Source organism: Nocardioides campestrisoli (assembly GCF_013624435.2).
Taxonomy (GTDB): Bacteria; Actinomycetota; Actinomycetes; order Propionibacteriales; family Nocardioidaceae; genus Nocardioides; species Nocardioides campestrisoli.
The window spans coordinates 1351225-1368752 of record NZ_CP061768.1 but is presented as its reverse complement, the minus strand read 5'-3'; the positions used below and the strand labels follow the sequence as shown (position 1 = coordinate 1368752).

Here is a 17528-nt window from a genome sequence, read left to right as displayed (position 1 = left end):
GGTCAGAGCCCGAGGACGATCCGGTCGCCGACCGCACGGGAGCAGCAGGACATCATCCGGTCCCCGGACCGTCGCTCGGCGGCGGTGAGCACGACGTCGCGGTGGTCGACCGCCCCGTCGAGCACCGGCACCTCACAGGTGCCGCAGAGACCCTCCTGGCAGTTGGAGGGGATCTCCCAGCCGGCCTCGCGCAGGGTCTGCAGCACGGTCCGGTCGCGGGGCACGACGAGGTCGACGGCGGAGTCCTCCAGGTGCACGGTGAACTCGTGCTCCTGCTCGGGGTCGAGCTCGCCGAGCTGGGAGGAGAAGTGCTCGAAGACGACCGCGCCTTCCGGCCAGTCGTCGCTGGCGGCGGTGAGGTCGTCGATCATCCGCTGCGGGCCGCAGGCGTAGACGTGCAGCCGGCCCGAGCGCCCGTCCTCGGCGTGGGCGGCGAGCAGCGCTCGCAGGTCGGCGCGGGTGCCCTCCCCCGCGCAGTGGACGACGAGGCGGTCGCCGTGCTGCTCGGCCAGCTCGTCGAGGAACGCCATGCTGGTCCGCTCGCGGCCGAGGTAGTGCAGCTCGTAGGGGACGCCCTCGCGCGCGGCCTGCGCGGCCATCGCGCGGATCGGCGTGATCCCGATGCCGCCGGCCACGAAGAGGTAGCGCTCGGTCCGGTCGGGCAGCCGGAAGTGGTTGCGCGGCCCCCACACGGTGAGCACGTCGCCCTCGCGCACGTGGTCGTGCACCCAGGCGGACCCGCCGCGGGAGTCCTCGTCGCGCAGGACCGCGATCTCGTAGGTCTCCGGGCGCGGGGTGTGCGGCACCGGGCAGCCCTCGGCCTGCACCGGGGCGGGCGGCAGCCCGCAGAGCGAGTACTGCCGGACGATGCCGGTGTCCCCGCACTCGATGTCGATGTGCGCGCCCGGCGTGAAGGCCGGCAGCTCGGTGCCGTCGGCGCTGGCCAGGGTCAGGTGCCGCACGCCGGCGGCCGTCTCGACGATGCGCTCGACCCGCATCGGGCGGCTGCGGTGGACCGGCGCGGGCTCGCCGATGTTGACCTGGACCCGCGGGGTCAGCACGGAGGGGTCGGTGCGCTCGGGGTTGAGCGCGGGGTCCCACTCGACCCACAGGTGCTCGGGGCCGCGGAAGGAGGTGTTGGGCACGTAGGTGAACTCCTGCTCGGCCAGCCGCATGTGCGGCAGCCGGCCGGTGAGCTCCTCGAGGAAGATCTGCATCTCCATCCGGGCCAGGTTCTTGCCCAGGCACTGGTGCGCGCCGTAGCCGAAGGTCAGGTGGTCGGCCGCGTCGTCGCGCCGCACGTCGACCAGGTCGGGGTCCTCGAAGTGGCGGGGGTCGTGGTTGCCCGAGGCGGAGACCATGAGGATCCGGGCGCCCTCGGGGATGGCGACGCCACCGACCACGGTGTCCTTGGTGGCGATCCGGCGCCAGGCCGCCTGGGACCCGTTGTGCCGCAGGCACTCCTCGACGGCGTTGGGGATCAGGCTCGGGTCGGCGCAGATCTGGTCCCACACGTGCCGGTTCTCCAGCAGCAGCTTGACCGCGTTGGCGATGCCGTTGGCGGTGGTCTCGTGCGCGGCCACCAGGCCCGCCATCATCATCGAGTGGAGGTAGGAGTCGGTGACGACCTCCGGCAGCTCGCGCTGCTTGCGGATGCCGTACTGCATCCACCCGTGCTCGTCGGGGTTCTCGCGCATCCGCTCCAGCACTCCCCCGGCGTACTGCCAGAAGTTGCCCACGGCGTGCGCCACCGCGACCTGCTCCTCGGGCTCGGGACGGCCCCAGGTGTTGACGGTGTGCGCGACCGAGTACTCCCGCAGCTTGGGCCGGTCGTCGTCGGGGACGCCGAGGAACTCCATCGCCACCGTCAGCGGGATCTCCCAGAACATCTGGTTGACCAGGTCCGCGCGCCCGTCGTCGATGAACCGGTCGACGTACTCGCGGACCAGGGCCCGGACCGCCGGCTCGTGCTCGGCGAGGTGCTCGGGGGCGAACGGCTCCATCAACGCCCGGCGGCGCTCCATGTGCGCCGGCTCGTCCTCGTTGACCAGCGTGCGGGCCATCCCGTAGTCGTAGGAGGCCAGGACCTGGTTGGCCTCCTCGCTGGTGGGGGTGATCTTCTCCAGCGCGACCGCCGGGGAGAAGGTGATGTTGTCGCGGAAGATCGCCTTGATGTCGTCGTAGCGGGTGACCACCCAGTAGTCGAGCTTCGGGCTGTAGAAGATCGGCTCGCGCTCGCGGGACCAGGCCACGTACCCGGGCGGGTCCTGCTGGTAGCCGTCCCCGAACGGGTCGAAGTCGGCGGCCTCAGGCGAGACGGGGCAGGCAGACATGCAACGGACTCCCTTGTGCGGTCAGAGCACACTCTTGTGCGCTGTCCGCACAACGTAGTGTGCGTCACATCGGGTGGTCAAGGGTTTCCACCAGGCGAGACCGGCTGGGCACGCGACCGGTCCGGCAGTAGGGCTCCTCGGGGAGCGGACCCTCAGTAGAGCCCGAGGATCGCCTCGCGAGCGGCCTGCACGAGCGGCAGCAGCTGGTCGACGTCCAGGTCGCCCGGCAGCCCCAGACGCACCACGCCGATGGAAGCCTCCACCGCGGCGCCGGGGTCGCTGCCGGTGCCGACGGCCAGCCCGACCGCGCCGGGCTGGACCTCGCCGTCGGAGAGGGCGTACCCCAAGGAGCGGGCCCGCCGGACCGCGTCGCTGTCGGTGGCTCGCTCGGGGCGCTGGGCGAGGATCGCCAGCCCGTCGGCACCTTCCTCGATCGGGTGCCGGGCGCCTACCTGGTAGCTGATCCCGAGCGGGTCGCGGGTGACCGGCTCGGCGACGGCGAGCGCCACCGACTCGTCCCGGTCGGCGATGGAGACGAAGGCGGTGAAGCCGGTCCGCGACGCCAGCTCCTGGACGACCGGCTGCACGGCGGACCGGTACTGGCTCATGAACCGGCCGGCGAAGACCAGCGCGCCGCTGCCCAGCCGGTAGAGACCGTCGCCCCCCTTGACCACCAGGTGCCGCTCCTCCAGCGTGCTGAGGATCCGGTAGGCCCCCGCCCGGTGCACACCCAGCTCGTCGGCCAGCGAGGCCGGAGAGACGCCGCTCGTGCGCTGGGAGATGATCTCGATCGCCTCGAGGCCTCGATCAAGGGTCTGGAGGGCGCTCATCTGTGTCGGTGCTCCTAGGGCCGGGTGGCCCGGAGTCTACGCAGTGACGACCCGCCCCGCGCTGGAGTCAGTCGTGGCCGACCTTCCAGTACTTGGCGCGGACGCGGTCGTTGCGGTACTCGATGATCGACCAGGCCCAGAAGGCCATGTTGTCGTAGGTGATGCTGGTGGTGTCGCGGGACGTGGACGGGTCCCGTCCTGGGGTGCCGACCAGCGCCGTGACCTCCTCGTAGGTCATGCCACGGCGTACGGCGTCGAACTCCGCCCGGGACAAGGTGCCTTCCCGGGTCTTCTCCTTGATGGTGACCGTCCTGCGTGCGGTCTTGCCCCGACGCCCGCACCACACGGTGGTCTCGACCTGGTACGTCCCGGGTCGCAGCCTGGGGAAGCGCACGCCGGGGAGCGCCCCCCGCCACCGGTGGATGCTCAGCCACCCGGTCTGGGAGTTGACGATGGCCATGACCGCCCGCGGCTCGATCCGGTAGCTGTGGCAGTGCACGAAGGGGTTCTGGATACCGCCCTTCCCGCCCGCCGGGGCGTCGAAGACGGGTGGCTCGCCGATGGCCGGCGTCCGGGGCGGGGCGGAGGCGACAGTGGGTGCCGGCGCGCAGACGGCGAGGAGTGCGGCCGCCACGCCGGCGGCCACGGTCGCTCCGCGACTCCCTCTGCCGGCGTGTGAGGTCCGACGGGAGCGGGTGCTGGTTGGACGGTCCATGCGAGGTCCTGGGATCCGGGATCGGATCTTTCAACGTACGCCCGTGCCACGCGGGTGTACACGTCGCCTACCCTCCCCGGATGGGGAGATCACTGGGGTGGCGCGTGCTGGTGACGATGCTGCTGGCGGCGTTCGTCGGAGTCCAGGCAGGCGCCGTGCTGCCCGCCGCTGCGGTGACGGCTGAGGACGAGCGACCTCGTTTTCTGAGCGGCCAGCGGGAGCTGTCGCCGAGCGGGGACGGGCGCCGGGAGCGGGTCACCCTCCGGTACCGGCTGAAGGCGGACGGACCGGTGCAGCTACGGATCGGCGTGGGGCGCACGGCCAGGAAGGGCTTCACGCCGTACGTCGTCCGGCTGGGCAAGAAGCCGGCTGGGCGGCACGCCTGGACCTGGGACGGGCGCGATCGGCGCGGGCGGGTGGTCCCCCACGGCCCCTACAGGATCACCCTGAGCACGCCACAGGGTCGGGCCCTGGCCTACGTCGACGTGGACCGGAAGTTCGAGGCTGGGGTCGCGGTCGCGGAGCGGTACGGCGCCCCCGGCCGCCAGGTGCCGAAGGTCTACCCCCGCTCACGCGTGGTCCGGGACGCCGTCCGGCTGCAGGCGATCCCCGAAGCCGGGACCCGGCGCGGCAAGCTGACGATCCGCAACGCCGCCGGACGGGTCGTCGCACGTCGGGCCCTGCGCTCGCTCGGCAACGAGGCGGAGATGGCATGGGAGGCCCGTGACCGACGGGGCCGTCCGCTGCCGCCGGGCCGGTACGTCGCCCGCGTCTCGGGGACCGACGCGGCCGGCAACTCCGGCTCCGGCAAGCCGCTGCGGCTCTGGGTCTCCCGGGACCGGCTGACGTGGCGGGAGGAGACGCGCACGCTCACGGCGCAGCAGACGCACGTCGACTCCTGCGACTGGAGCGGGACCCCGGAGTGCTACGAGTTCCCCTCGAGCTGTGGCGAGGTCTCGCCCAGCACCCGGCTGCCAGGCGGGATGACGCACCGCACCGTGCCGTGCGACGACCCGGAGAGGCCCGCCGACGCCGTGTCGGCGCACTTCGTGCCCGTGCCGGACGCCGTGCGCGGGGTGGACGCCGTCCGGGTCGCGTTCTCCGGCGAGCCGACCGTCCCGGGGACGGTGGCCACCGGGAACCTCAACGCCGGGGGGACGGCCTCGGATCCGCCCATGGTCTCCTCCTCCACGGGTGGACGGACCGACTGGGTGCAGGACCCGCACCTCGGCTCCGGGCGCGACCGCGACCCGGACGAGCCCCGAGCTCCCCGCGTGCCGGCAGGCGCCTTCTGGGTGTTCTGGAACGACGGCCCGAACGCGTTCGACGTCGGGACGTTCACGCTGGACCTCCGCTACCTGGCCGTGCTCGGGTAGCGCTCTCCCTGCCGGACCGAGCGGGTTTCGGGAGGCCGGGCGCTCGGCTGCGGCACACTGTCCGAGGGTCGATGACCAAGCGGACAAGCCTGGTACTCCGCACCGTTCCAATCCCACTACGCCTACTGCGGGGACTAAAAAGCATGAACCACCACACCGCACGGGCTGGCGTCACCGCAGTACTGCTGGTGACGGCACTGGGATGCGGCGCCGACACCGGGCAAGGCTCGCCCGGCGCAGCGTCCACCCCCGACCCGGCAGGCAACGTCTCGGTGCCACCCGAACCCCCGGCCGAACCGGTGAACGACGCCTCTACGACGACGGACACTCCCGAGCCCCTCGCGACACGGTCCTCCTCCGAACAGACCCAGGACGAGGCCGACTCCAGCACGGACCGCCTCGCGGCCGAGAACTTTGCCATCTCGTTCGGCCAGATGATCGTGGACGTCCGTGAAGCTCGCGACCAGGAAGCGGTCGTCGACGACCTGATCAGCACCCAGCTGCCCGCCGAGGTGCGTGAGTTCCTGCTGGTCGACTACGAAGACCAACGCGCGCTCGGGTCGCAACGTCGTCTCGACCTGGACTTCCCTGCCTTCGTGCGCTCGAGCATCGAAGGGCCCGCGGACGAGCCCACCCGGGTCAACGTCGAGCTCGCCGCCGTCTTCGCCGCCTGGGACGTGAAGGCCGTGTGTCGAGTCCGGGTCGACGTCATCCGGGAAGGGGACCAGTGGCGGGTCGTCGAGTTCGGCGGACCGTCGGTCACCGGCGGCCCCTTGGAGAAGTCCGAAGAGGTAGAGGCGAGCTTGCAGGGAGCCGGCTGGCGACCCCTTCCGAACTGACCGCCGGTTGACCTGTCGCCGGCGCAGGAGATGAGGTCCTCCGCGTCCCCGGGCAGGACCGAGAGACCGGCAGCAGGCATAGCCACCGGACGACCGGCAGCTCCCCCGCACAGCACCCGGCAGCACCGCCGGTCTACGAACCGACCTCGTGTGTCGATGCGGGCAGTGCGTGTCGGGCCCATGGCAACGGGTCGGGCCGCGCCTGCCCGATGTTGCCCCTAGACTTCCTGGCAAGGTTGAGATCTCTTCGAACTACACGGGAGTTATCCCGATGTTCATCCCGAGGGAAATCCCGACCCCCCGCCTCCGTAGCTCAGCTGGACAGAGCAGCGGCCTTCTAATCCGCCGGTCGCAGGTTCGAATCCTGCCGGGGGCGCCGTGTGATCGCTCAGGACGCACCCGGACCCACGGAAACGTGGGTCCGGGTGCTTGTCATCTCGGGTTCGTCTCTTCTGGGGTCGGCTGTGGAGCACGCGCGAAAACCCCTTGTCGCCCGCGTTCGTCCAGTGCGAGAACTTGATCGTGACGCACGTGATCCTGCGATCTGACCGGCTCCGGCTCCTGCCGTTGAGCGACGAGCACCTGGACCTGGAGTACCTGCTCGACACCGACCCCGAGGTGATGCGCTACGTCGGCGGACCGGCCCGCGACAGGACGGTGGTCGAACGGTCCCATGCACGCCGCATGGAGCTGGGCCGACGACGCGACGGCCTCGGGTTCTGGGTCGGCTTCGCCGGTGACCTGTTCGTCGGCCTGCTGATGCTCCCCCCAGCTCATGGACCGGACCAACCGGACGATCCGGGCGTGGCTGATCTGGGCTACCGCCTCGCCCGGCCCGCATGGGGAGCCGGCTACGGCCGCGAAGCAGTCCGTCTCCTGCTCACCCATGCCTTCGGATCGGTCGGCATGCGGGCGGTCATCGCCCAGACGCGGTCTGACAACGACCGCTCACGGCGACTCCTGGAGGCGGTAGGCATGACGCACGTGCGCGACTTCCAGTCGCTCGACGCCGCACCTGGCGCCCCGCTCGACAGCGAGTACCGGCTCAGCAACAAGGAGTGGCGAACCAAACCGGTGGGCTGACCCGTCGGGCCTGCGCCCTGGCCGGGGGCGCCGGGAACGAGAGCAGCCCTGACCGGGATCGCCGGTCAGGGCCCCTCTCCTCGTCCCTTCGGACCTCGCGCCTCAGAGGTCGAGCGGACGGAGCACCAGGAAGATGCCGTGGGCGATCTGCTTGTTGCCCTTGTTGATGTCGAGCTTGCCGGGCTGGAGGAACGGGTCGACGTCGTTGCGGTCCGTGTCGCGCAGCTGCACGATCCCCAGCCGCGGCGCCAGCACGTCGACGGTGACCTTGCCGCCCTGGGCGGTGGTGAGCGCGGCGTTGTCGGAGCGCAGCGCGGTCCTGGAGTCGATCGTGGCCCCGGGGATCACGTGGTAGAGCAGGACCTGCTCGATCGCGTCCACCCCCACCGCGTCGACCAGCGTCTGGAACGTCTGACGCTCCGACCACTGGAACCGGCCGGTCAGGTCCTTGGCGAGGAGCCGGAAGGAGAGGTCGGTCGGGGCGAACGCGGTGAGCGGCACGTTGCCGTCGGTCAGCACCTTGACCGGGCTGTCGGGCTTGGCCGCCAGCACGGCCAGCACGGCCTCGGTGAGGATGTCGAAGTCGCCGGCGTTGTTGTCGAACTGGTTGCCGTCAGAGGTCAGCACGGCCGCGAGGCTCTGGTTGCCCAGCGGCTCGGAAGAGCCGGACGCCTGGGCCGGCAGCGCCGCCCCCGCGGCGAGCAGCGAGGTGGTCGCGAGCGTGGCGAGCATGGTGCGGATCTTCATGAGATTCCTCCCTGAGCGGGACTGCCCGATGCAGCCCTTCTGGAGGTGTTTCGCCCCTGAGGGCTCCGTTGGATTTGCCCGCGCCGAGATTTCTCGGATTCCGACCCGTGATCCCCAAGAATGGGCATCACCCCAGCTGGCGGATCACCTTCGCCGGCTGGCCCACGGCCAGCACCCCGGCGGGCAGGTCCGAGACGACCACCGCACCCGCCCCCACGACCGTGTTCTCCCCGATCGTCACCCCCGGGCAGACGATCACGCCGCCGCCCAGCCACACGTTGTCGCCGATGGTGATCGGTGCCGCGCCCTCCCACTTGTCCTTGCGCTGCTGCGCGTCCAGGGGGTGGGTGGGGGTGAGCAGCTGCACGTGCGGTCCGATCTGCACGTCCGCCCCGATGGTGATCGGGGCGACGTCCAGCGCGGTCAGGCCGAAGTTGACGAAGGTCCGCGGCCCGATGGTGATCCGGTCGCCGTAGTCCAGGTAGACCGGGGTCCGCACCTCGACGTCCTCCCCCACCTCGCCCAGCAGCTCCTCCAGGAGCCGGCGCCGGGTCTGCGGGTCGCCGGGGTCGGAGGCGTTGTACGCGGCCATCCGCTGCTGGGCCGCCGCGGTCAGCGCGGCGATCTCGCTGTCGGTGATGTAGGGCTGGCCCGCGAGCATCCGCTCGCGCATCGTCATCACGCCGGGCAGGTCGCTGGTCGTCATGGGGCCACGCTAGACGACGGTGGCGCCGTCCCCGGACCCCGCGGCCAGCCGTCCGGCGTACTCGTCGATCTCGCCGAGCAGCCGAGCGCGCACGTCGTCGGAGGCGAACGACCCTTCGACGCCCTCCTTGGCCAGCGCCACCACACCGTCCCGGTCGAGGCCGAGCAGCCCGGCCGCGATCTCGTACTCCCGGTTCAGCGTCGTGCCGAACATCGGCGGGTCGTCGGAGTTCACCGAGAACCTCACCCCGGCGTCGCGGAACGCCACGATCGGGTGCTGCGCGAGCTCGGCCACGGCGCCCGTGGCCAGGTTGGAGGAGGGACAGACCTCGAGCGGGACGCCGGTCCGGGCCAGGTGCTCCAGCAGGGCGGGGTCCTGGGCGGCGGAGGTGCCGTGGCCGATCCGCTCGGCGCCCAGCAGGTCGAGGGCGTCCCAGACCGTCCCCGGTCCGGTGGTCTCCCCCGCGTGCGGCACCGACCGCAGCCCGGCCGCCCGGGCCGCGTCGAAGTGCGGCTGGAACTGCGGCCGCGGGACGCCGATCTCCGGGCCGCCCAGGCCGAATCCGACCAGCCCGTCGGGAGCGTGCTTGGTGGCGTAGGTCAGCGTGGCGTCGGCTGCTGGGATCCCGGCCTCGCCGGGGATGTCGTAGATCCAGCGCAGCACCAGACCGAAGTCGCGCTCGGCGGCCAGCCGGGCGTCCTCGATCGCCTCGGTGTACGCCTCGATCGGCATCCCCCGGTCGGGCTCGTGCGGCCGCACCGAGGTGTACGGCGTGCAGGTGAGCTCGGCGTACCGCACCTGCTGGCCCTGCGCGAGCTCGCGCGCCACCTCGTAGGTGAGCAGCCGGACGTCCTCCGGGGTCCGGACGAGGTCCACCACGGCGAGGTAGACCTCGATGAAGTGGGCGAAGTCGCGGAACTCGTAGAACGCCGCCAGCTGCTCGGGGTCAGCCGGGACCGTGCCCGGGTGGCGCGCCGCCAGCTCGGCCACGATCCGGGGCGAGGCGGAGCCGACGTGGTGCACGTGCAGCTCCGCCTTGGGCAGCCCGGCGATGAACGACGTCAGATCCATGGCGCGCAGTCTGCCCCACCCCTGCTCGGCGTGGTCAGGCGAAGTAGAGCCCCAGCGCCAGCGGCACGAACCCCGCGATCAGCCAGGGCGTCAGCAGCGACATCTGGTTGATCACCCGCGTTCCGACGATCGCCAGCAGGCAGACGATCGTGGCGATCGTGATCAGCACCGGGAACGCTCCCGGGTTGTCCACGGTCAGCGCCAGCAGCACCAGCCCGCCGGCGAAGTGAGCCGCCGTGGTCAGGACCAGGGCGGAGATGATCCACTTCTGGACGCGTTCGACCTGCACGGCTCCCCCTCAGCCCAGCAGGGCGGCGAGCTCGGCGGGCCCGCCCTCGAACCGCTCACCGTCGACCATCACCGTGGGCGTGCCGGTGACGCCCTCCTCGAAGGCGTGCTCCGTGGCGTTCTCCACCCACAGGTCGAAGGTGCCGTCCTCGATCCCGGGGCGCACCTCGGACTCCTCGGCCCCCGCCTCCACGGCGCGGTCGATCAGCCAGTCCTTGTCGGGCAGGTCGCCGGACTCGGCGGGCTGCTCCTTGAAGAGGAGGTCGTGGAACTTCTTGGCGACCTCGGGGCCCGACTTGTCCAGCACCACGGCGAAGGCGTTCGCGGCGTCCTTGGAGTAGTCGCCGTACTGGCCGAGGATCTCGATCGGGTAGTACTTCACCTGCACCTTGCCGTCCTCGGCCGCCTTGTCCAGCATGTCGGCCGTGGCCAGCTCGAACTGGGCGCACGCCGGGCAGAGGAAGTCCTCGTAGATCTCCACGGTGCGCGGGGCGTCGTCCTCGCCGGTGGCCAGGGCGAACTCGTCGGTGATGTTCGCGGGCACGGCCGCGTTCTCCCGGGCCGAGTCCTTCGCCTGCTGGTACCAGAAGATGCCGCCGATGGCCGCGATCACGGCCAGCACGACGCCGCCCACGATCAGCCGCTCCTTGAGCTTGCGGCGGGCACGCTCGCGGGCCAGCGCCTCGGCCTGCCGGGCAGCCTTCTCCCGGCGTGCCTCGCGCCTGGCCTGCTGAGCGGCCTTCTCCTCAGCCCTCGAGCGACCGGGCTTCTTCGGGGGGTTCGCCATCATCGTTCCTTTCCACGTCGAGCTCCGGGTCATGTCCCGGGTCACGCCCATCTGGGCGGAAGATCAGGTTGTCCAGCGCGAGCCGCGTGCGCGGCCAGCGCACCAGCCACAGGGAGGCCAGCATCAGCAGCACGTCGCGAGCGATCTCCCAGGGGTACTCCGAGGAGGCGCCCTCCTTCTCGCCGCCGCCGCCGAAGCAGCCGCAGTCGATCTCCAGGCCACGGGCCCAGGCCGAGGCGATCCCGGCGATGAAGATCGCGAACAGGAGGGCCGAGACGAGCCCGCCGGCGCGGGTCAGCACGCCGAGCACCAGGCAGATCCCCACCACCACCTCGATCGCCGGCAGCAGGAACCCCACCGTCGGGACCAGGGTCTCGGGCAGGATCTCGTAGGCCCGCACCGCCTGGGCGCTCTCCACGGGGTCGGGCAGCTTGAGTGCGCCGGCCACGATCCACACCCCGCCGGTCACCAGACGGGCGACGGTGCCGATCCACGGCCGGGCCACTGGCCAGAGGTTGCGCTGCACGTAGTCACCCTAGGTCGGGAGTCTGAGTACGCGCTGAGCGGGGCGTGAAGCGGCGCCGTGAGCCTGGACACGCGCGGAGAGACGGACCACGGACCTGGGCCAGTAGGGTGGATCGGGTGAGCGACAGACTGGTGTGGATCGACTGTGAGATGACCGGCCTCGACCTCGGGGCAGACGCGCTGATCGAGGTCGCCGCGCTCGTCACCGACTTCGAGCTGAACGTGATCGGCGACGGCGTCGACGTGATCATCAAGCCCCCGGCCGAGGCCCTGGAGCAGATGGTGGACTTCGTCCGCTCGATGCACGAGACCTCGGGCCTGCTCAAGGAGCTCGACGGCGGCATGGCGATGGCGGAGGCGGAGGAGCAGGTGCTCGCCTACATCCGCGAGCACTGCCCCGACGGGAGCCGCCCTCCGCTGGCCGGCAACACGATCGGCACGGACCGGGCCTTCCTGGCCCGCGACATGCCCACCCTCGAGGGACACCTGCACTACCGCAACATCGACGTCTCCTCGATCAAGGAGCTCTCCCGCCGGTGGTACCCGCGGGCCTACTTCGCCTCCCCCGCCAAGCGCGGCAACCACCGCGCGCTCGCCGACATCCAGGAGAGCATCGAGGAGCTGCGCTACTACCGCGAGGCCGTCTTCGTGGCGCCCCCCGGCCCGGACTCCGCGACCGCGAAGGAGATCGCCGCCAAGCACGCCGGCGCCCTGACCGGCCTCGGCCTGGAGCCGGAGCAGAGCGCCGACTCCACGGGTGCCAGCCCGGATGCGGAGCAAACGGCTCCTTAGGGCTACACTCTTCCACGGCCCCGGCACCACCGGGGCCTCATGGTGGGCGTAGCTCAGCTGGTAGAGCGCCGCGTTGTGGTCGCGGATGTCGCGGGTTCAAGTCCCGTCGTTCACCCCAGGTAGAAGGCCCCCGGGCCGCGGAGACGCGGACCGGGGGCCTTCGTCCGTTCCCGGGGCCGACTGCCCCAGCCGAGCCGCGGGCGAGCCGGCGATCAGCTGGCGAGGCTCGTCTCGTCCTTGCCGTACGTCGTCTGCTCGGCCGTCCCGGCCGCCGACGCGGTTGCGACGCCCTGGGCGAGCTGCACGGGAACGGGGTCGGCCCCCTCCAACGGGAGGCGCACCCGGAAGGTGGACCCGACGCCGTGCCCGGACTCCATGTCGATGACCCCGCCGTGGGTCTCCACGATCGCGCGAGCGATGGACAGGCCCAGGCCGCTGCCCTGGGTAGCCCGCTCGTGCGCGATCCGGGAGCGGAAGAACCGGTCGAACAGCTGGCCCTGCTCCTCGGGCGGCACCCCGATGCCGGTGTCGCGCACGGCGAGCACGGCGCAGGCCCCTTGGACCTCGAGGGAGATGTCGATCCGGCCCTCGGGCTCGGTGAACTTCACCGCGTTGCCGAGGAGGTTGACCAGGACCCGGCCGAGCCGCTCCTCGTCGCCGATCACCAGGACCTGCTCCTCGGGCAGCGACAGGGAGCAGTCGATCTCGGCCGAGAGCATCGCCGGGCTCATCTCCTCGCGGGCGCCGGCCACCACGTCCCGCAGGTCCAGCTGGCAGGTGGCGACCGCGAGGCTCCCGTCCTGGATGCGGGAGAGCATCAGCAGGTCGTCGATCAGGGAGAGCAGCCGCCGGCTGTTCCCCTTCACCCGGCCCAGCGCCTGGACCTGGCCCTGGTGCAGCGGCCCGAACCCGCCCTCCTCCAGCATCTCCAGGTAGCCCAGGATGCTGGTGATCGGCGTACGCAGCTCGTGGCTGACACCGGAGACGAACGAGTCCTTGACCGCGTCCACCTCGCGCTGGTGCTCCAGCGCTCGCCGCTCCACCTCGAGCGCCTCCTCCAGCACGCGCTGCTGCTGCACCCGGTGGGTGACGTCCTCACCGGTGCTGACGTAGCCGATGGGTGCGCCGCTCTCGTCCACCAGCCGCGACATGGAGAGCTGGAGGGTGCGCACGGACCCGTCCTTGTGCAGGAACTCCACGTCCATCGCCCCACGCCCGGGTCGGGCGAGCTCGAGCGTGACCGCGGCGTAGTCGGCCTCGATCCCCAGCCGCGTCGCCAGGCGCTGGACCTCGGCGGCGGTGTGGAACATCCGCGGCGAGCGGCCGAGCACCTCTTCGGGGGCGTAGCCCAGCAGCGCGGACGCCCCGGGGTTGAAGAGGTCCAGGTGACCGTTCCGGTTGGTGCCGATGATCGCGATGCTCGACGCGCCCTGGACCAGCTGCTCGACCTTGGCCTTCTCACGCCCGACCTGCCAGCTCTGCCGCCGCTGCGCGCCGACCGCGATCGCGAACGGGATGCAGCTGAGCGCGCAGGCGCAGATGAACAGAGCGAGCACCGCGGCGAAGAGCTCGGCCTCCAGGTGGGTGGTGGTCTCGTCGACGGCCGTCGGACCGAAACCCTGGGTGGTCATGGAGTGGGCGATCACCGCGACCACCATCAGCTGGACCAGCGTCTCGCGCATGGGCGCACGCAGCGCCGCCCAGCCGAGGAAGGGGATGAGCACGAAGGCGAGGCTCACCGGGGAGTCCAGCGGGGAGAAGACCACGACGGTCGCCGTCACGGTGCCGACCCACTGGAGCACCCGCTCGGGCAGCGGTGCCACCCCGCGGTAGCGGGCCCGGCCCATGAAGTGCGGCACCATCACCAGGTACGAGGCCAGGTGCGGCAGGGCGACGGCCATCGCGATCACCCACCAGTCGGCGAGGCCGACGGCCACGCCCACCCCGGTGCACACCACGGCGGCGGCCACCGACCCGGCAGCACTGGCGGCGATGAAGCGCCGCAGGTCCCGCTCGTTGAGCAGCGCCGGGCGGCGCTGTCCGCGCTGGGTGGTCACCTCGGAGACCAGCCAGGCACCCAGCCCGCCGGCGAGGCTCCAGCCCACCGCCACCACGGGGTCGCGTCCGGCCGAGAGGTAGAGCCCGACCGCGATCGCCACCAGGAGCACCAGCAGCGCGGGCCGCGGGGGCCGGGGCACGAGCAGCAGGACGCCGGCCATCAGGCCGACCGGGAACGCCTCCGCGACCACGGCGGCGTCCGACTGCACGCCGAGCGCGTAGAAGCCCACGAGCGCGTAGAAGCCCACCAGAAGGAGCAGCCCGATCCGGTTCCCACGGGTCATCCCCGGCGCCTCCTCCCCCATGACGATCCTGCCGCCGACACTAAACTTGCCGGAAACCTATTGCCGCGGTTTCGGGGCGGGGATCCCCCGTTCGGTGGTTTAGGTTGACCAGGTGACCACCAGCATGACTAGAAATGACTACGACGTCGTCGTGGTCGGCGGCGGCCACAACGGCCTGGTCTCCGCGGCGTACCTCGCCCGGGCCGGCCTCTCGGTTCTGGTCCTCGAGAGACTCCCGCACGTGGGCGGCGCCGCGGTCTCCACCCAGACCTTCCCCGGCCTGCCGGCCCGTCTCTCCCGCTACTCCTACCTGGTCAGCCTGATGCCCGAGCAGGTGATGGCCGAGCTGGACCTGGACGTGCGGCTGGTCTCGCGCCGGACCGCCTCCTACACCCCGTACGCCCGCGACGGCATGGCCGGCGGGCTGCTGGTGGAGCGCCGGGAGGGTGAGGCCACCCGGCGGTCCTTCCGCGAGCTGACCGGCAGCGACGAGGAGTACGACGCCTGGCGCCGCTTCTACGACGAGGTCGGCACCTTCGCCGAGGTGGTGGCCCCGACCCTGACCCAGCCGCTCCCCCTCGAGCGGGACGTGGCCGCCAAGGTCGAGCCCGAGCTGTGGCACGACCTGGTGCGCGAGCCGCTGGGGACGGCCGTACGCCGCCGGTTCGCGAACGACACCGTGCGGGGGGTGGTGGCCACCGACGCGCTGATCGGCACGTTCGCCTCGCTCGACGACGTCTCGCTGGTGCAGAACCGCTGCTTCCTCTACCACCTGGTCGGCAACGGCACCGGCGAGTGGCGGGTCCCGGTCGGGGGGATGGGCTCGGTGACCGACGCACTCGCCCGGTCGGCCGTCGAAGCGGGCGCGGAGCTGGTCACAGGCGCCGGGGTGAGCGCGATCCGTCCCCAGGGCGACGGGGCCGAGGTGACCTGGCACGACGGCACCCGTGAGCACGGGGTGACCTGCCGGCGGGTGCTGTCGGGGGTGGCGCCGTGGGTGCTGAAGATCCTGCTCGGCGAGCCGGAGGAACCGGCGAGCAAGCCCGAGGGCTCCCAGCTCAAGATCAACCTGCTGCTGGAGCGGCTCCCCCGCCTGCGGTCCGGCATCGATCCCGAGGTCGCGTTCGCCGGCACCCTGCACCTGGCCGAGGACTACTCGCAGGTCGAGGCTGCCTGGGCGCAGGCGGCCGCCGGGCGGATGCCTGACGTGCTACCGGGAGAGGTCTACTGTCATTCACTCACCGACCCCTCGATCCTCGGCGACCTCGTCGGGACGGGAGCGCACACGATGACGTACTTCGGACTGCACACCCCCGCCTCGCTCTTCGAGGGGGACCGCGAGGCCGCCAAGGCACAGGCGGTGGAGCGGGCGCTGGCCTCGCTCGACGAGCACCTGGTCGAGCCCATCGCCTCCTGCCTGATGACCGACGCCGAGGGCCGCCCGTGCCTGGAGGCGAAGGTGCCCCAGGACGTCGAGGCCGACCTGGCGATGCCCGGCGGACACATCTTCCACGGCCACCTGGAGTGGCCCTGGGCGCCGAACCGCGCGCGGCTGGAGACACCCGCGCAGCGCTGGGGCGTGGCCACCGACGACGAGGCCGTGCTGCTCTGCGGCTCCGGCGCCCGGCGCGGCGGCGCCGTCTCCGGGATCGGCGGCCACAACGCCGCCCGGGCCGTGCTGGAGGCGCTGTGAACGGCGACGTGCTGGCCATCGTCCAGGCCGGCGGCCAGGGCTCCCGGATGGATGTGCTGACCCGGGAGCGTGCCAAGCCGGCCCTGCCGTACGGCGGCACCCACCGGCTCATCGACTTCGCCCTCAGCAGCATGCTGCACTCGGGGCTGCGCGACGTCTGGGTCAGCCTGGAGTACCAGGTGGCCTCGATCGACCAGTACCTCGCGGGCGGCCGGCCCTGGGACCTGGACTCAAGTCGCGGCGGGTTCCGCCGGATGGTGCCGCAGACCGGGAGCGGACCGGCCACCGAGGACGGCTTCGCCTTCGGCAACGGCGATCTGCTGCTACGGATGGCGCGCGACCTGGAGGCCCGGGCTGCGGAGACCCTGGTGGTCACCAGCGCCGACCACGTCTTCAACGCCGACCTGCGCGACGTGATCGCCGAGCACCGCGGCTCCGGCGCCGCGGCCACGGTGCTGACCAGCGAGGTGACCAAGAAGGAGGCCAGCCAGAACGTGGTGCTGGAGACCGCCTCCGACGGCACCGTGACGGCGGTGCACGAGAAGCCGTCGCGGCCCGTCACCGGCACGGTGGCCACCGAGGTGTTCGTCTACCAGACGGCTCCCCTGCTCGAGGCCCTCTTCCGCCTACGCGCCCGGTTGGCGGGCGAGACCGACGACGACGACAGCGGGATCGGCGACTTCGGCGAGCACCTCCTGCCCGACCTGGTCGCGCGCGGGCTGGTGCGTGCGGAGCCGCTGCCCGGATACTGGCGCGACCTGGGCCGCCCCGAGGTCTACCTCCAGGGTCACCGCGACCTGCTCGCCGGCAAGGTCGACGTCTTCGACCACCCCGACCGCCCCGTGCTCACCCACTGGCCGGACCGCGGGCCTTCGCGGGTGCGTCCCAGCGGCGAGCTCTCCGACAGCCTGCTCGCCCCCGGCTGCGACGTGGCCGGCGCGGTGCGCCGCAGCGTGCTGGGGCCGGGCGTGGTGATCGAGGAGGGCGCGCTCGTCGAGGACGCCGTGCTCTTCGCCGGCACCGTGGTGCGCCGCGGTGCCCGGGTCACGACCAGCATCCTGGACGCAGGCGTCGAGATCGGACGGGACGCCGTCGTCGGCACCCCGCCCACCTCGCGGGTGGCCCGGGAGGAGGAGCTGGTGATGGTCGGCCAGGACTCTTCCGTGGCGGAGCGGACATCGCTGCCGGCCGGGTCCCGGGTCGAGCCCGGCTCCACCGTGTGAACCGACCGCGCGAGGGGTCAAGGGACCCCCACCCCCGCACCCGATTTCTCTCGCGCCCCACCCGCTGGTAGTGTTTCCCTCGCTTCACCGGGCGCCATTAGCTCAATTGGCAGAGCAGCTGACTCTTAATCAGCGGGTTCGGGGTTCGAGTCCCTGATGGCGTACAGATCGCAGCACC

16 protein-coding genes and 3 tRNA genes are annotated in these 17528 nt (G+C 71.8%); 9 read left to right on the top strand and 10 right to left on the bottom strand.

From position 1 onward, the window contains the following. Positions 1 to 2 precede the first annotated feature (2 nt). From H8838_RS06595 to H8838_RS06585, 3 genes are all read right to left on the bottom strand, one after another. Complete coding sequence (locus tag H8838_RS06595) at positions 3 to 2333, bottom strand: cytochrome P450/oxidoreductase (protein ID WP_185995066.1); 2331 nt, start codon at positions 2331 to 2333, stop codon at positions 3 to 5. Positions 2334 to 2485: 152 nt separating this feature from the next. Then, positions 2486 to 3163, bottom strand: coding sequence for an IclR family transcriptional regulator (locus H8838_RS06590; protein ID WP_181310364.1), 678 nt, complete (start codon positions 3161 to 3163; stop codon positions 2486 to 2488). 67 nt (positions 3164 to 3230) lie between these two features. Then, positions 3231 to 3797, bottom strand: a complete 567-nt coding sequence (locus tag H8838_RS06585) for a hypothetical protein (protein WP_185995067.1) — start codon at positions 3795 to 3797, stop codon at positions 3231 to 3233. Between the two features lie 161 nt (positions 3798 to 3958). Here H8838_RS06585 and H8838_RS06580 point away from each other — a divergent pair, with 161 nt between their 5' ends. The 4 genes from H8838_RS06580 to H8838_RS06565 all read left to right on the top strand — a co-directional run bounded on the left by H8838_RS06580 (position 3959) and on the right by H8838_RS06565 (position 7176). Then, the gene (locus tag H8838_RS06580) at positions 3959 to 5254 is read left to right on the top strand and encodes a FlgD immunoglobulin-like domain containing protein (protein WP_185995068.1); all 1296 of its coding nucleotides are present in this window, start codon (positions 3959 to 3961) and stop codon (positions 5252 to 5254) included. Positions 5255 to 5397: 143 nt separating this feature from the next. Then, entirely contained in the window at positions 5398 to 6093 is a 696-nt protein-coding gene (locus tag H8838_RS06575; protein ID WP_185995069.1) for a hypothetical protein, read from the top strand. Between the two features lie 302 nt (positions 6094 to 6395). Then, positions 6396 to 6469 (top strand) — tRNA-Arg (locus H8838_RS06570). Positions 6470 to 6624: 155 nt separating this feature from the next. After that, on the top strand, positions 6625 to 7176 hold the full coding sequence (locus H8838_RS06565) for a GNAT family N-acetyltransferase (protein WP_185995070.1): 552 nt from the start codon (positions 6625 to 6627) through the stop codon (positions 7174 to 7176). Between the two features lie 102 nt (positions 7177 to 7278). Here H8838_RS06565 and H8838_RS06560 read toward each other — a convergent pair whose 3' ends face one another. The 6 genes from H8838_RS06560 to H8838_RS06535 all read right to left on the bottom strand — a co-directional run bounded on the left by H8838_RS06560 (position 7279) and on the right by H8838_RS06535 (position 11301). Then, on the bottom strand, positions 7279 to 7923 hold the full coding sequence (locus H8838_RS06560; RefSeq protein WP_185995071.1) for a fasciclin domain-containing protein: 645 nt from the start codon (positions 7921 to 7923) through the stop codon (positions 7279 to 7281). Positions 7924 to 8050: 127 nt separating this feature from the next. Then, a complete protein-coding gene (locus H8838_RS06555; protein WP_185995072.1) occupies positions 8051 to 8629 on the bottom strand; it encodes a sugar O-acetyltransferase in 579 nt (192 codons plus the stop codon). A gap of 9 nt (positions 8630 to 8638) precedes the next feature. Further along, positions 8639 to 9700, bottom strand: a complete 1062-nt coding sequence (locus H8838_RS06550; protein WP_181310357.1) for an adenosine deaminase — start codon at positions 9698 to 9700, stop codon at positions 8639 to 8641. A 34-nt stretch (positions 9701 to 9734) separates the two neighbouring features. After that, entirely contained in the window at positions 9735 to 9989 is a 255-nt protein-coding gene (locus tag H8838_RS06545; protein WP_181310356.1) for a hypothetical protein, read from the bottom strand. A gap of 9 nt (positions 9990 to 9998) precedes the next feature. Beyond that, complete coding sequence (locus tag H8838_RS06540; protein ID WP_181310355.1) at positions 9999 to 10775, bottom strand: DsbA family protein; 777 nt, start codon at positions 10773 to 10775, stop codon at positions 9999 to 10001. Next, on the bottom strand, positions 10735 to 11301 hold the full coding sequence (locus H8838_RS06535) for a DoxX family protein (protein WP_224766432.1): 567 nt from the start codon (positions 11299 to 11301) through the stop codon (positions 10735 to 10737). Before H8838_RS06535 ends, H8838_RS06540 begins: the two co-directional genes overlap by 41 nt. Positions 11302 to 11417: 116 nt before the next feature. On the opposite strand from H8838_RS06535, the gene orn reads away from it, so the two are divergent. Both orn and H8838_RS06525 read left to right on the top strand, forming a co-directional pair. Further along, positions 11418 to 12092, top strand: a complete 675-nt coding sequence (orn, locus tag H8838_RS06530; protein ID WP_181310354.1) for an oligoribonuclease — start codon at positions 11418 to 11420, stop codon at positions 12090 to 12092. Between the two features lie 42 nt (positions 12093 to 12134). Then, positions 12135 to 12210 (top strand) — tRNA-His (locus H8838_RS06525). Between the two features lie 94 nt (positions 12211 to 12304). Here H8838_RS06525 and H8838_RS06520 read toward each other — a convergent pair. Next, positions 12305 to 14434, bottom strand: a complete 2130-nt coding sequence (locus H8838_RS06520) for an ATP-binding protein (protein ID WP_181310353.1) — start codon at positions 14432 to 14434, stop codon at positions 12305 to 12307. A gap of 124 nt (positions 14435 to 14558) precedes the next feature. Here H8838_RS06520 and H8838_RS06515 point away from each other — a divergent pair, with 124 nt between their 5' ends. From H8838_RS06515 to H8838_RS06505, 3 genes are all read left to right on the top strand, one after another. Continuing rightward, the gene (locus H8838_RS06515) at positions 14559 to 16127 is read left to right on the top strand and encodes a phytoene desaturase family protein (protein ID WP_181310830.1); all 1569 of its coding nucleotides are present in this window, start codon (positions 14559 to 14561) and stop codon (positions 16125 to 16127) included. After that, the gene (locus tag H8838_RS06510; RefSeq protein ID WP_219923983.1) at positions 16124 to 17350 is read left to right on the top strand and encodes a glucose-1-phosphate adenylyltransferase family protein; all 1227 of its coding nucleotides are present in this window, start codon (positions 16124 to 16126) and stop codon (positions 17348 to 17350) included. The genes H8838_RS06515 and H8838_RS06510 overlap by 4 nt, the downstream gene beginning before the upstream one ends. Positions 17351 to 17441: 91 nt before the next feature. Further along, positions 17442 to 17514 (top strand) — tRNA-Lys (locus H8838_RS06505). The last annotated feature ends 14 nt before the right edge of the window (positions 17515 to 17528 follow it).

What these genes read in the sequence shown, in the direction of transcription:
- H8838_RS06595 (WP_185995066.1), bottom strand. Translation starts at nt 2,333, where the DNA reads ATGTCTGCCTGCCCCGTCTCGCCTGAGGCCGCCGACTTCGACCCGTTC.
- H8838_RS06590 (WP_181310364.1), bottom strand. Translation starts at nt 3,163, where the DNA reads ATGAGCGCCCTCCAGACCCTTGATCGAGGCCTCGAGGCGATCGAGATC.
- H8838_RS06580 (WP_185995068.1), top strand. Translation starts at nt 3,959, where the DNA reads ATGGGGAGATCACTGGGGTGGCGCGTGCTGGTGACGATGCTGCTGGCG.
- H8838_RS06575 (WP_185995069.1), top strand. Translation starts at nt 5,398, where the DNA reads ATGAACCACCACACCGCACGGGCTGGCGTCACCGCAGTACTGCTGGTG.
- H8838_RS06560 (WP_185995071.1), bottom strand. Translation starts at nt 7,923, where the DNA reads ATGAAGATCCGCACCATGCTCGCCACGCTCGCGACCACCTCGCTGCTC.
- H8838_RS06555 (WP_185995072.1), bottom strand. Translation starts at nt 8,629, where the DNA reads ATGACGACCAGCGACCTGCCCGGCGTGATGACGATGCGCGAGCGGATG.
- H8838_RS06550 (WP_181310357.1), bottom strand. Translation starts at nt 9,700, where the DNA reads ATGGATCTGACGTCGTTCATCGCCGGGCTGCCCAAGGCGGAGCTGCAC.
- H8838_RS06540 (WP_181310355.1), bottom strand. Translation starts at nt 10,775, where the DNA reads ATGGCGAACCCCCCGAAGAAGCCCGGTCGCTCGAGGGCTGAGGAGAAG.
- H8838_RS06520 (WP_181310353.1), bottom strand. Translation starts at nt 14,434, where the DNA reads ATGACCCGTGGGAACCGGATCGGGCTGCTCCTTCTGGTGGGCTTCTAC.
- H8838_RS06515 (WP_181310830.1), top strand. Translation starts at nt 14,559, where the DNA reads ATGACTAGAAATGACTACGACGTCGTCGTGGTCGGCGGCGGCCACAAC.